Origin of the sequence: Blautia hansenii (assembly GCF_013304445.1) — a bacterium.
Taxonomy (GTDB): Bacteria; Bacillota; Clostridia; order Lachnospirales; family Lachnospiraceae; genus Blautia.
The window spans coordinates 191,794-206,147 of record NZ_JAAITA010000002.1 but is presented as its reverse complement, the minus strand read 5'-3'; the positions used below and the strand labels follow the sequence as shown (position 1 = coordinate 206,147).

General features: G+C 43.4%; 9 protein-coding genes and 1 tRNA gene. 9 read left to right on the top strand and 1 reads right to left on the bottom strand.

Annotation, left to right across the window (positions count from 1 at the left end):
* The first annotated feature begins 25 nt into the window (after nucleotides 1-25).
* From G5A70_RS03010 to clpX, 6 genes are all read left to right on the top strand, one after another.
* Nucleotides 26-1,501, top strand: coding sequence for a glucosyltransferase domain-containing protein (locus tag G5A70_RS03010; protein ID WP_173747879.1), 1,476 nt, complete (start codon nucleotides 26-28; stop codon nucleotides 1,499-1,501).
* A 92-nt stretch (nucleotides 1,502-1,593) separates the two neighbouring features.
* Nucleotides 1,594-2,991 carry an undecaprenyl-phosphate glucose phosphotransferase gene (locus G5A70_RS03005; RefSeq protein ID WP_173747877.1) on the top strand — a complete coding sequence of 466 codons (1,398 nt, stop codon included), beginning with the start codon at nucleotides 1,594-1,596 and terminating at the stop codon, nucleotides 2,989-2,991.
* A 22-nt stretch (nucleotides 2,992-3,013) separates the two neighbouring features.
* The gene (locus G5A70_RS03000) at nucleotides 3,014-4,282 is read left to right on the top strand and encodes an LCP family protein (RefSeq protein ID WP_173747875.1); all 1,269 of its coding nucleotides are present in this window, start codon (nucleotides 3,014-3,016) and stop codon (nucleotides 4,280-4,282) included.
* A gap of 86 nt (nucleotides 4,283-4,368) precedes the next feature.
* A complete protein-coding gene (locus tag G5A70_RS02995) occupies nucleotides 4,369-5,283 on the top strand; it encodes a glycosyltransferase (RefSeq protein ID WP_173747873.1) in 915 nt (304 codons plus the stop codon).
* A 120-nt stretch (nucleotides 5,284-5,403) separates the two neighbouring features.
* Nucleotides 5,404-7,140, top strand: coding sequence for a S1C family serine protease (locus tag G5A70_RS02990; protein WP_173747871.1), 1,737 nt, complete (start codon nucleotides 5,404-5,406; stop codon nucleotides 7,138-7,140).
* A gap of 181 nt (nucleotides 7,141-7,321) precedes the next feature.
* On the top strand, nucleotides 7,322-8,749 hold the full coding sequence (gene clpX, locus G5A70_RS02985) for an ATP-dependent Clp protease ATP-binding subunit ClpX (RefSeq protein ID WP_173747869.1): 1,428 nt from the start codon (nucleotides 7,322-7,324) through the stop codon (nucleotides 8,747-8,749).
* A 105-nt stretch (nucleotides 8,750-8,854) separates the two neighbouring features.
* Here clpX and G5A70_RS02980 read toward each other — a convergent pair.
* Nucleotides 8,855-8,938, bottom strand: a tRNA-Leu gene (locus G5A70_RS02980).
* 226 nt (nucleotides 8,939-9,164) lie between these two features.
* On the opposite strand from G5A70_RS02980, the gene G5A70_RS02975 reads away from it, so the two are divergent.
* The 3 genes from G5A70_RS02975 to G5A70_RS02965 are packed head-to-tail and all read left to right on the top strand — an operon-like array spanning nucleotide 9,165 to nucleotide 14,319.
* Nucleotides 9,165-10,238, top strand: a complete 1,074-nt coding sequence (locus G5A70_RS02975) for a carbamoyl phosphate synthase small subunit (RefSeq protein ID WP_173747867.1) — start codon at nucleotides 9,165-9,167, stop codon at nucleotides 10,236-10,238.
* Nucleotides 10,238-13,435: a carbamoyl-phosphate synthase large subunit gene (gene carB / locus G5A70_RS02970; protein ID WP_173747865.1), complete on the top strand. Its 3,198-nt coding sequence runs from the start codon at nucleotides 10,238-10,240 to the stop codon at nucleotides 13,433-13,435. The genes G5A70_RS02975 and carB overlap by 1 nt, the downstream gene beginning before the upstream one ends.
* 11 nt (nucleotides 13,436-13,446) lie before the next feature.
* Nucleotides 13,447-14,319, top strand: a complete 873-nt coding sequence (locus tag G5A70_RS02965; RefSeq protein ID WP_173747863.1) for an undecaprenyl-diphosphate phosphatase — start codon at nucleotides 13,447-13,449, stop codon at nucleotides 14,317-14,319.
* Nucleotides 14,320-14,354 lie beyond the last annotated feature (35 nt).

Genomic DNA, 14,354 nt, shown 5'->3' with positions numbered 1-14,354 from the left:
GGGGAGGAAAGGAGAACAGTCACACATGTTGAAGCGATATATACAGGAAAATAGAAAATCCATTTTCATAACAGTAGTGTTTACTGTGGCCTTGTATGCGGTTATGCTGCTTGGAAACCGGATATCTATTGATACAGAAGTGATGATAAACAACCCGGAAGGACAGTTAAATGCCTGGTATGGGATTAACCGTTTTGGACTGGGGCTGTTTAAACATGTTTTCCATTTGATTCCCATATCCATTCCATTTACCAATGTTATGACGGTTTTGTTTTTTATCTTTGCTGCAATTTCCTGGAATTACAGTTTGGTAACACTGCAGAAGGTGCAGAATACCAAGGCTGTTTTTGTGTTTTTGCTTATTTTTGTCAGCAGTCCTATTTTTGCTGAACAGTTTCATTTTACTCTGCAGAGTATGGAAATTGCTTTTGCACTTGGCGCAGAGGCCATTGCGGTTATTCTGGTATCCCGCTGGGTGGAGAAAAAGGGCATTTATCATGCCATAGCTGCAGTTCTTTTACTGGCCTTTTGTTTTTCCTGCTATCAGGCCTTTGTTTTTCTGTATGTGTTTGCCTGCCTTCTGTTGTACCTTATCCGTCAGGAGGAGAAAGAAACTTCGGGAAAAGAACAGGTGGAGGAAATTTTCAAATACATTTTGGTGCTTCTGGCAGCTTTTGTGCTGTATGAAGCGGCGGCAACGGCGATTAAGGCAAGTATGGGTCTGGAATCCGGAAAATATCTGACGAATCAGATTCTCTGGGGACAGGAACCGGTGCTGTATACTTTGTGCAGAGTCATAGCTTACACAGGATTTATAATGACGGGTTTTATGTCCTCGTTTCATCCGTTTTTGCCAGTGTTGTATCTTTTCTTTGCTGTTGTACTGTATAAAAAGTGGCAAAAAAAGGGAGGACAGAGTTTTCTTAAATTGGCCAGTCTTGCGGGGTTAATGATAGTGCCATTTATTCTCCCGGCAGTTATGGGAAATACGGTTCCTATAAGGGCACAGTTCTGTATTCCCATTCTGTTATCCTGGCTGGGATATTTTTTTGTAAAAAGCAATGAGAAAGGGAAAATTTTTCGATACGCAAGAATCTGCGTAATTCTTATGCTGGTGTTGCAGACTATCGCTGTCCCGGCGCTGGAACTCAGTGCATGGAGGTGCTATGAAAAGGACAAGGCCTTTGCAAAAGAAGTAGAGGCGGCGGCAGGAGATATTCAGCCAGAGGAAAAGCTGGTTTTTGTGGGAAAATATACGCCGAATCACATGATAAAAGGTCAGACCATGGGTCATTCTTTCTTTGAATGGGATGCGGATACAGCATTTGGCAGTAATTACAGAATTCATGGATTTATGGAAACTCTGGGGATAAAATATCAGCTGCCCACGCAGCAGGAATATGAGCAAGCCAGACAATATGCGGAAAAATTACCTTCCTGGAAGGAGAAGAAAGCGGTATATACCGAAAACGGACTGCGTATCATTAAGCTGTCTGATTGAGAAGAGAAGAATAGGAATTGCGTTTTTTTAAAAATTGTGATATATTATTAAGAACTTGTTAACTAATCTTAGCTATAGAGGGTGATAAAACCTTGATAAAAGAAAACCAGAAGCATTTTAACCGCCTGCAGGTGCTGATAGATGCTTTTGTGCTGTTATTTTCCTATGTGGCAGCATGGGTAATTAAGTTTCAGATAATCAGCAGTGACGACGGAGCGCTGTCCCTTCGCACATATATGATTGCTTTGCCCATTACCGTGTTGGTGTATTTGGGCTTATACTATTTGTTCAGTCTGTATACTCCCAAGCGGGTACAGGGCAGACGGCTGGAACTGTGGAATATTGTAAAAGCGAATACAGTGGGAATTGCTTTGTTTCTGGGGGTATTGTACCTCATTAAAATGATGCATTTCTCCCGTGAAATGCTTTTTATTTTTTATGTGATTAATATTTGCCTGGAGGCTATAGCCAGAAATCTTATCCGTTATTTTCTCCGCAGTATGCGGCGGAAGGGATACAATCTGAAGCATATTGTGCTGGTAGGATACAGCAGGGCGGCAGAAGAGTATATTGACCGGATTCTGGAAAATCCCCAGTGGGGATATAAGATAAGAGGAATTCTGGATGACCATATAGAAGCGGGAACTGAGTATAAAGGTATTAAGGTTTTGGGAAAGATAGACAACCTGATGATTATTCTTCCGGAAAACCGGTTAGATGAAATTGCCATTACTCTGGGGCTGAATGAGTATGCCAGACTGGAAGAAATTGTGAATCTATGTGAGAAATCCGGTGTACACACCAAGTTTATTCCGGATTATAACCAGATTATTCCCACAAAACCTTATACGGAGGACATTCTCGGTTTGCCGGTTATCAATATCCGACATGTACCCCTGACCAATACTTTTTATGCGGCTATGAAGCGGGTCATGGATATTGCAGGAGCGATTTGCGCCATTATTTTGTTTTCTCCCATTATGATGTTTTCTGTGATTATGATTAAACTCACATCACCGGGTCCTCTGATTTTCAAGCAGGAGAGAGTGGGGCTGCACAATCATACGTTTATGATGTATAAATTCCGTTCCATGGATGTGCAGCCTCCGGAAAAAGAAAAAACAAAATGGACCGTAAAGGACGATCCCCGTGTGACGAATTTCGGAAAATTCATGCGGAAAACCAGTATTGATGAACTGCCGCAGCTTTTTAATGTGCTGAAGGGAGAGATGAGTCTGGTAGGGCCGAGACCGGAACGACCGTTTTTTGTGGAGAAATTCAAAGAGGAGATTCCAAGGTATATGATTAAGCATCAGGTACGTCCGGGACTGACCGGATGGGCGCAGGTCAATGGATACCGGGGAAATACTTCCATCAGAAAAAGAATCGAGTATGATTTGTACTATATAGAAAACTGGACATTGGGGCTGGATGTAAAGATACTGTTTTTGACCATATTTAAAGGCTTTATTAACAAGAATGCTTACTAGCGAAGATAAAAGGGGAACAAAAATGTCTAAAATGAAAAAAAAGAACAGACACATAGGGCGCAAGATTCTGTTTGGAGTGGAAATACTGGTACTGGTACTGCTGGTCGGTGCTTTGTTTGTGTATGCACAGATTAATAAGAAAATGGATAAACTCAACCTGAACGACGAAGACGGAGAAGACATTCAGGTGCAGATGAACGAAAACATAGCAGGAAATGAGGTTCTTGAAAATTATACCAATATTGCACTTTTCGGTATTGACAAAAGGGATACAGACGGCGGATACGGAAACAGTGATACGGAAATGATTGCCAGTATCAACAACAAGACCAAGGAGGTTCGTCTGGTGTCTTTGTACCGTGACACCTACCTTCGGGTAGACGAAGATTCAGAAGGCAATGGAATTTATAATAAATGCAATGCAGCCTTTAATATCGGCGGACCGGAGAAAGCGATTTCCATGATGAATACCAATCTGGACTTGGATATTGAGAACTATGTGGCAGTGGACTTTAAAGCTATGGCAACAGTGGTTGACTGTCTGGGCGGTCTGGATATTCCTTTAAGCTATGAAGAAATCATCCACACCAACAATCACTGTGTGGAAACCTCAGAGCAGACGGGTATGGACTACGAGCCGATTCCGTTACCGGAAGAAATACCGGAAAATCAGGCGGAAATCTGCGGCACATATCATTTGAATGGTGTACAGGTAACTGCTTACTGCCGTATTCGTCAGACAGCGTCTATGGATATGGGCCGTACGGAAAGGCAGAGAAAAGTGTTATCCATGATGACGGAGAAAGTAAAGAAGTCCAGCCTGACTACACTTACGAAAATTTTGGATGAAGTCTTCCCTTTGATTCAGACAAACTTTTCCAAATCTGAACTGATAAAGCTGGGAACGAGTCTTCTGGCTTATAAATTTGGAGAAACCACAGGATTTCCGGTAAGCTATGTTATGGGAGAAGAGGTGACGAAGCCGGTAACCGGGCTGGATTGTCTGATTCCCACTACCCTGGAGGTCAATGTAAGATATCTGCACGACTTCCTGTTTGCATCAGAATCCTACGAACCTTCTGATACAATTAAGATAAGAAGTGAGTTTGTGGCAGAGAAGACAGGATTTGGAAATGCTTCGGTGACAAAGGAATGGCAGTATCTTATAAAAGAAGATACGGATTCTTCCGGGCAGGCAGACAGTGGAGAGGGCGATACAAATAACTCCCAGACTTATTCCGAAGATGACGGATACAGCGATGACGGCAGTTACGATGTAGGCGATGAATAATATTTGGAAGAAAGGGCTGTTGCATTAAGAGAATAGGACTTAATGCGGCGGCCTTTGCTGTTCTATGAGAAAGGAGATTCAGAAAAATGACAGTAACGGTGATTGTGCCAACCTATAAGCCGGACGGAAAATTTTTTCAGCTGATGAACATGCTGAAAAGACAAACCTGCAAGGCAGATCATATTCTCATTATGAATACGGAGGAGAGGTACTGGAAAAACAGTTTTATGGAAGGTCTGGACAACTGGGAGGTACATCATCTTTCCCGTGCAGCGTTTGACCACGGAAAAACGAGAGGAGAAGGCGCAAAGCTTGCAGATACTGAAATTTTGGTTTACTTTACCCAGGATGCAGTGCCTGCTGATGAAAAACTGCTGGAAAATCTATTGAAGCCCTTTCACAATCCACAGGTAGGAGCTGCTTATGCCAGGCAGCTTCCCGCAGAAGACTGTAAAATCATTGAGCGGTACACCAGAAGCTTTAACTATCCGGATACAAGCCGGATAAAGACCAAAAAAGATATTCCGGAACTGGGGATCAAGACCTATTTCTGCTCCAATGTGTGTGCGGCTTACCGCAGAGGTGTCTACGAAGAAATGGGAGGATTTGTTACCAGAACGATTTTTAACGAAGATATGATTATGGCAGCGCAGATGATACAGGCAGGCTACGGGGTGGCTTATGCTGCAGAAGCCAGAGTTGTGCACTCTCATAACTATGGGTATATGCAGCAGCTTCGGCGTAACTTTGATTTGGCAGTGTCCCAGGAGGACCATCCGGAAATTTTCGCCGCCATATCTTCAGAAAGCGAGGGGATTCGTCTGGTAAAGAGTACAGCAGCTTATCTTATAAAACAGGGAAAACCATGGCTGATACCGGATTTGCTGCTCAGCAGCGGATTTAAGTATCTGGGATACAAAGCAGGAAGAAACTACAAACATCTGCCGCTGTCCTGGGTACATCGGCTGACCATGAATCCGGCTTACTGGGAAAATAGATAAAAACAGTGGTTTTTCACGGTTTCTTTTCTTTTTTATCACAATTTGAACACAATTGGTTGGTAGACTTAGTCTTGTAAAAAGGAAAAAGAAAAGTGAAACACAGGAAAGGGAGTTGTAATTATGAGTGAAGAATACAATACTAATATAAATACTCAGGGAAGTGACCCTGAAAAAGAACAGGAGACAACAGCTGTGCAGGAAGAAAAAAAGGAAAATTCCACAGAAGCCGGCATGGAGCCGGGAAAAGCACCTACAGCAGAAAATCCCTACTATGCATACTCCTATAAAAGAGATGCAGAAAACAAAGAAGAGAAAGAAAAAACGTCTGCAGAGAACAACAGCACACCGTATACCGATAAGAGTTATGGAACATCAGGAGACAGTCAGACAGAATCCGGCAACCCAGAAGATGAAAATACCCGGACAGACAGTACAGGTACACAGCATACGGGAACGCAGAAAGGGCCTTACAGTTCCTATCATTTCAGTCCTGTACCTCCAGCGCCAAAGAGTAAAAGACAGCAGAAAAAACCAATGGCAATGGGCAAAAAATTCGGTCTGTTGGTTGCGGCAGCAGCAGTTTTTGGAATTGTGGCAGGCAGCACTTTCCAGGCTGTAAACTATATTGGAGATAAAATGTTTCCGGGAGAAACTACAAAAATTGAAAATACGGCAACTACGCAGAGCAGTTCGGCCACTGCAAAAGGTGTCAGCACTTCACAGGGCGGCGAAAGCGTAGCAGAGGTGGCAAAAAATGTAATGCCATCTATTGTGTCCATTACTGGGGTCAGTGTACAGGAAATTCCAAATTACTTCGGATTCGGCACACAGCAGTATGAAGGTCAGAGCAGCGGTTCCGGCATTATCGTAGGACAGAATGATACAGAACTTCTGATTGCTACAAACAATCATGTGGTAAAAGACGCCAATAATCTAACCGTATGTTTTACAGACCAGGATGGTAATGCAGTGACAGCAAAAGATTTGGAAAATACCAGTGCAGAGAGTAACAGCCAGAGTAGTGACAGCAGCACAGAACTGGAAAATGGTACAGCCGTAGCGGCACAGATTAAAGGTACGGATTCAGACAATGACCTTGCTGTTATTTCCGTGAAACTTTCCGATATCCCGGAAGACGTATTAAGCCAGATTAAAGTGGCAACTTTAGGGGATTCCGATTCTCTGACGGTAGGAGAACAGGTAGTAGCTATTGGTAATGCTTTAGGATACGGTCAGTCTGTAACCAGTGGTTATGTAAGCGCACTGAATAAAAAGGTAAGCTCTGAAAATGCCAATAGTACTTTTATTCAGACAGACGCAGCTATTAATCCTGGTAACAGCGGCGGCGCTCTGCTGAATATGAAAGGCGAACTCATTGGTATCAATTCAGCCAAGATTGCGTCTGATGAAGTAGAAGGTATGGGATTTGCCATTCCAATTTCTAAGGCAGAACCGATTCTGGATAACCTGATGAGCAAAAAGACAAGAGAAAAAGTAGAAGATGAAAACAAGGCAGCTTATCTGGGAATTACATGTAAAAACGTAACTTCAGAGGCTTCTGAAATGTACAACATGCCGGTTGGTGTTTTTGTAGACAGCGTTGTAGAAAATGGCCCTGCTGAAGAGGCGGGATTAAAAGCTGGTGACATTATCCGTAAAATTGACGGAACAAGTGTGGAAACGTACGACAATCTGGTAAGCCAGTTAGAATATTACGAAGCTGGCGAAAAGATTGAATTTGAAATCTCCAGAGCAGACGGCGGAGAGTACAAAGACCAGACCATTACAGTGACACTGGGAGCAAAGAAGGACGCACAGGCCAGCACGGATAATAACGGTAGAACAGGCAATAATTGATAATATGTTTATAAAAATGTATGGCAGTTTCTCTTAAAAATGGAGGAACTGCCATATTTTGGGTTTCTTTTTTGAAACTCAAAACCGTTTATAAAAAGTTTACTTGTGAGCGTCTCTGATTTGTGATAAGATACCCACAAACGGATGATACAGCGGAAAAACAGAAAAGGCGGTAACAGATATGTCAGATGATAAAGAATATTTAGATACAACTACAGGTTCTGATACTCCAAAGGAAAAGGAGCAGAAGGACCAATTTGAAAAAGTATGTTTTATGTGCAGAAGACCGGAGAGCAAAGCTGGGAAAATGATTGACCTGCCGAACAATATCCATATCTGCACAGATTGTATGCAGAGAAGTTTCGATACCATGAACAATACCAATATCAATTATGAGGAACTGATGAAAAATATGCCCAACATCAGCATGATTGATTTGAATTCCCTGCAGAATCAGATTCCACAGAGACAAAAGGTAAAGAAAAAACAGGAGCAGCCAAAAGAAAAAACAGCACAAAAGGTCTTTGATATCAAGAGCATTCCGGCGCCTCACAGAATCAAAGCGAGTCTGGACGAATATGTCATCGGACAGGAATATGCCAAAAAAGTCATGTCTGTAGGCGTTTACAATCATTACAAACGTGTCTTTGCGGATATTACGGATGATGTGGAAATCGAAAAATCCAATATGCTGATGATTGGACCAACTGGAAGCGGTAAAACGTATATGGTAAAAACTCTGGCCAGACTTTTGGATGTGCCTCTGGCCATTACAGATGCTACTTCCCTTACGGAAGCAGGTTATATTGGCGATGATATTGAGAGTGTGGTCAGCAAACTTCTGGCTGCGGCAGACAATGATGTGGAGAGAGCAGAGCACGGTATTATTTTTATTGATGAGATTGATAAGATTGCCAAGAAGAAAAATACCAATCAGCGTGATGTCAGCGGAGAAGCGGTGCAGCAGGGAATGCTGAAACTCCTGGAGGGCAGCGAGGTAGAAGTTCCGGTGGGAGCCAACAGCAAAAATGCCATGGTGCCTTTGGCTACGGTAAATACGAAAAACATTCTCTTTATCTGCGGCGGTGCGTTTCCGGATTTGGAAGAAATCATCAAGGAACGTCTGAATAAGACGGCTTCCATTGGTTTTCAGGCGGATTTGAAGGATAAATACGACCATGACAATAAGATTCTTGAAAAGGTAACCGTAGACGATTTGAAAAAGTTTGGCATGATACCTGAATTTCTGGGCCGTATGCCGATTATCTTTACTTTAAGCGGCCTGGACAGAGATATGCTGGTGGAAATCCTTAAAGAGCCGAAAAATGCCATTTTAAAGCAGTATCAGAAGCTGCTGGCTCTGGATGAGGTGAAACTGGAGTTTGAAGACGGTGCGTTGGAAGCCATTGCAGATATGGCCATGGAGAAACATACAGGGGCCAGAGCGCTGCGGGCGATTCTGGAGGAATACATGCTGGATATTATGTATGAGATTCCCAAAGACGATAACATCGGGGAAGTGATTATTACAAAAGATTACATCACCCACACAGGCGGTCCGAAAATTTTGCTGAGAGGACAGGAGCCTGCTCAGATAGAAATGAAATAAAACAGAAAATAAAAAATATCTGCGGCGTAAATCTGATTTTTATGCCGCAGATATTTTTTTGTTAAGCCAAAGGCCTGTATTTTTTCGCCTGAAGACAAAAAAAGATGCAGGAGATGGGACTTGAACCCACACGATATTGCTACCACAGGCACCTGAAGCCTGCGCGTCTGCCAATTCCGCCACTCCTGCATTTCTTTATGTTGTTCTGTGCTCTCTCAAGCACAAGACATATAATACACGAATACTTCTGAAATGTCAACACTAAATTTAAAAAAAATTAAAAAAATTTTTCAAAGATATTTTCGGGGATTTTCAAACAAGAAAAGGTTGAAAATTATCAGGTGTTGTGATACACTTTTTACAATTTGGGGAATTTTAAGGCTTTATGCCATCAGAAAGGAAGACAGGTGAGAGAATGAAAGCATTTTTGATACTGGAAGACGGTACCGTCTTTGAAGGAACCAGCATTGGCTCTACAAAGGAAGTCATCAGTGAGATTGTCTTTAATACTTCTATGACAGGTTATCTGGAGGTTTTGACAGACCCTTCTTATGCCGGACAGGCAGTCTGCATGACGTATCCTTTGATTGGAAATTATGGCATTTGCCATGAAGACCAGGAATCTTTAAGACCTTGGCCGGACGGCTACATTGTAAGGGAGTTATCCCGTATTCCAAGTAATTTCAGAAGTGAAGATACCATTCAGAACTTTTTAAAGAAATATGATATACCGGGAATCGCAGGTGTGGATACCAGAGCCCTGACCAGAATTCTGAGAGAAAAGGGAACTATGAACGGTATGATTACCACAAATGCGGCCTATAATTTAGAAGAAATCCTTCCACGCCTGAAAGCGTATACTACAGGAAAGGTTGTGGAAAAGGTAACCTGCACAGAATCCCATGTACTGGAGGGCAGCGGCAAAAAAGTGGCTTTGCTGGACTTTGGTGCAAAGGACAACATTGCCCAGTCTTTAAATGAAAGAGGCTGTCAGGTAACGGTTTATCCTGCCTTTACTTCAGCAGAAACCATTTTAAATTCCAATCCGGACGGCATTATGCTGTCAAATGGTCCCGGGGATCCGAAGGAATGTACTTCTATTATAGAAGAGGTAAAGAAACTGTATGCGTCAGAGGTGCCGATTTTTGCTATCTGTCTGGGACACCAGCTGATGGCCCTGGCTACAGGAGCGGATACAAAGAAAATGAAATATGGACACAGAGGCGGCAATCACCCGGTAAAAGATTTGGAAACCGGAAGAGTTTATATTTCTTCCCAGAATCATGGTTATGTAGTGGATACAGAAACCTTAAATCCGGACATTGCAGTTCCGGCCTTTGAAAATGTCAACGATAAGACAAATGAAGGACTGAAATACACCGGAAAAAATATATTCACTGTGCAGTTTCATCCGGAAGCATGCCCGGGACCACAGGACTCCGGTTATTTGTTTGACAGATTCTTAAAAATGATGGAGGTGAACCGATAATGCCAAAGAACCCGGAAATTAAAAAAGTATTGATGCTGGGCTCAGGCCCTATTGTCATTGGACAGGCGGCAGAATTTGACTATGCAGGTACACAGGCCTGCCGTTCTCTGAAAGAAGAGGGGGTTGAAGTTGTACTGTTAAACTCCAACCCGGCAACCATTATGACAGATAAGGACATTGCAGATAAGGTCTACATTGAACCTTTGACTGTAGAAGTAGTAGAACAGCTGATTCTCAAGGAAAAACCGGACAGCGTTCTGCCTACACTGGGCGGACAGGCAGGTCTGAATCTGGCTATGGAACTGGAAGAGCGCGGATTTCTGAAAGAACATAACGTGCGCCTTATTGGAACAACCTCAGAAACCATTAAGAAAGCAGAAGACCGTCAGGAATTTAAAGATACCATGGAGAAAATCGGTGAGCCAATCGCTGCTTCTTTAGTGGTAAGAAACGTGGAAGACGGTATTGCCTTCAGCAATAAAATCGGCTATCCGGTGGTGTTGCGTCCGGCTTACACGCTTGGAGGAAGCGGCGGCGGTATTGCCAACAACGAAGAAGAGCTGGTAGAGATTCTGGAAAACGGTCTCAGACTTTCCCGTGTAGGAGAAGTTCTGGTGGAGCGCTGCATTGCAGGCTGGAAAGAAATCGAGTACGAAGTTATGCGCGATGGCGCAGGAAACTGTATTACCGTATGCAACATGGAAAACCTGGACCCGGTAGGCGTGCACACAGGCGACAGTATTGTTGTGGCTCCTTCCCAGACACTGGGGGATAAGGAATACCAGATGCTTAGAACCTCTGCGCTTAATATTATTACAGAACTGGGCATTACCGGTGGATGTAACGTGCAGTATGCCTTAAATCCAGACAGTTTTGAATACTGTGTTATCGAGGTAAATCCCCGTGTATCCCGTTCTTCTGCCCTGGCTTCCAAGGCCACAGGCTACCCTATTGCCAAGGTAGCGGCTAAGATTGCTCTGGGTTACACTTTAGACGAAATCAAAAATGCAGTAACAGGAAAGACGTATGCCAGCTTTGAACCTATGCTGGACTACTGTGTGGTAAAGATTCCGAGACTGCCTTTCGATAAATTCATCAGCGCTAAGAGAACACTGACCACCCAGATGAAGGCTACCGGAGAGGTTATGAGTATCTGCAATAACTTTGAGGGCGCTTTGATGAAAGCAATCCGTTCTTTGGAGCAGCATGTAGACAGCCTTATGTCCTATGATTTTACAGGACTTACAGAAGAGGAATTGAGAGAACAGCTTCATATTGTAGACGATATGCGTATCTGGAGAATTGCAGAGGCTGTGCGCCGGGGCATTTCTTACCAGGATATTCATGCAGTGACGAAGATTGACATCTGGTTTATTGATAAAATTGCCATTCTCGTGGAAATGGAGCAGGCATTAAAGAAAGAGGAATTAAGCGAAGACTTATTAAGAGAAGCAAAACGTATGGAATTCCCGGACAACGTCATTGCAAAGCTTACCGGGAAAACAGAGGAAGAAATCAAAGAACTGCGTAAAAAATGGGATATCACAGCCGTATACAAAATGGTAGATACCTGTGCAGCAGAATTTGCAGCAGTGACGCCGTATTATTATTCCGTATACGGTGGGGAAAACGAAGCAGACGGAAAGACAGAGAAGAAGAAAGTTCTGATTCTGGGTTCCGGTCCTATCCGTATCGGTCAGGGTATTGAGTTTGACTTCTGTTCCGTACACTGTACCTGGGCCTTTGCCAAGGAAGGCTACGAGACCATTATCATCAACAATAACCCGGAAACCGTAAGTACAGACTTTGATATTGCAGACAAGCTGTATTTCGAGCCATTGACACCGGAAGACGTGGAAAATGTGGTGAATATTGAGAAACCGGACGGTGCAGTGGTGCAGTTTGGCGGACAGACAGCCATTAAGCTGACAGAAGCCCTGATTAAAATGGGTGTGAAGATTCTGGGAACCTCTGCAGAAAACGTAGACGCGGCAGAGGACAGAGAATTGTTTGACGCTATTTTGGAAGAGTGTCATATTCCAAGACCAAAGGGTCATACCGTATATACAGCCGAAGAAGCGAAAAAGGCAGCCAACGAACTGGGATATCCGGTACTGGTGCGTCCTTCTTATGTACTGGGCGGACAGGGGATGCAGATTGCCATTCATGACAAGGACGTGGAGGAGTACATCGGTATTATCAACCGCATTGCACAGGAACACCCTATCCTGGTTGACAAATATCTCCAGGGAAAAGAAATCGAAGTAGACGCAGTATGCGATGGCGAGGATATTTTGATTCCCGGTATTATGGAGCACATTGAGCGGGCAGGTATCCATTCCGGAGACAGTATTTCCGTATATCCGGCCCGTACTATCAGCGACACCGCAAAGAAAACCATTGAAGAATATACCAGAAGACTGGCCAAATCCCTTCATGTGCTGGGGATGATTAACATTCAGTTTATTGTGTGCAAAGAGGAAGTTTATGTCATCGAGGTAAATCCAAGGTCCAGCCGTACTGTGCCTTATATCAGCAAGGTAACGGGTATTCCCATTGTACCTCTTGCAGCAAAGGTAATTCTGGGACATAAGCTGAAAGATTTGGGATATACACCGGGCTTACAGCCGGAGGCCAGACACTATGCAGTGAAAATGCCGGTATTCTCCTTTGAGAAAATCCGGGGCGCAGACATCAGCCTGGGACCGGAAATGAAGTCTACAGGAGAGTGTCTGGGTATTTCCGAAAGCTTTAATGAAGCTCTGTATAAAGCCTTCTTAGGTGCCGGTATCCACCTTCCGAAGCATAAAAACATGATTATTACAGTAAGGGATGAGGATAAGGGAGATATTATTCCGATTGCCAGACGTTTTGAAGCGCTGGGGTATAAGATTTACGCTACACGCAGCACGGCAAGAGTGTTAAATGACAACGGCGTAAAAGCTATCCGAACCAATAAAATTGAACAGCCTTCTCCAAACCTGATGGATTTGATTCTGGGACATAAGATTGACTTAGTCATTGATACACCGTCTCAGGGTGTGGAGAAAGCAAAAGACGGATTTATTATCCGCAGAAATGCCATTGAAACGGGAGTCAACGTTTTGACAGCTCTGGATACGGCAGAGGCTCTTGTAACCAGTCTGGAAAATACAGACATTGAGAAACTGGAACTCATTGATATTGCCGAAATTTAAAGGAGCAGGGCATGGATTTTATCGAATTATTAAAGGTTATCTTCCTGGGAATCGTAGAAGGTATCACCGAGTGGCTGCCAATCAGCAGCACGGGACATCTGATTCTGGTGGAAGAGTTTGTAAAGCTGGACGTCAGCAAGGCTTTCTGGGAAATGTTTATGGTGGTCATTCAGCTTGGCGCCATTATGGCGGTGGTTGTGCTGTATTGGAATAAGATATGGCCCTTCCAGAATAAAAAGCCGAAACATGAAAATGTAACCAAGATTGAGAAAGCAGCAGGTTTTGTATGCCGTTTTACCAAGATAGACAAAATGGTTATGTGGTTTAAAATTCTGGTTTCCTGTCTTCCTGCCATTATCATAGGACTGCCTTTTGATGATTTTATTGAAGAAAAGTTCAACAACTGGTTTGTTGTGGCTGTTATGCTGATGGTGTATGGTGTACTGTTCCTTCTGGTGGAAGACTACAATGAAAAAAGAACGGTAAAGGTAGATTCCATTGCGGATATTTCCTGGAAGATGGCGCTGTATATCGGTATCTTCCAGGTACTGGCCCTGATACCGGGCACCTCCCGTTCCGGTGCAACGATTATCGGCGGAATCCTTTTGGGCGCTTCCCGTACCGTGGCGGCAGAATACACCTTTTTCCTAGCCATCCCTGTAATGTTTGGGGCAAGTCTTTTAAAGATTGTGAAGTTCGGTCTGGCTTTTTCTGCTCAGGAACTGATTATTTTAGGGGTGGGAACCCTGGTATCTTTTGTGGTTTCCATTCTGGCTATCAAATTCCTGATGGGATATATTAAGAAACATGACTTCCGTGTATTCGGCTGGTATCGTATTGTGCTGGGCGTTGTGGTAATGCTGTATTTTACTATTTTTAAATAGCTGTAATACGGGAAATCCGGTACAGAAGCAGAGGT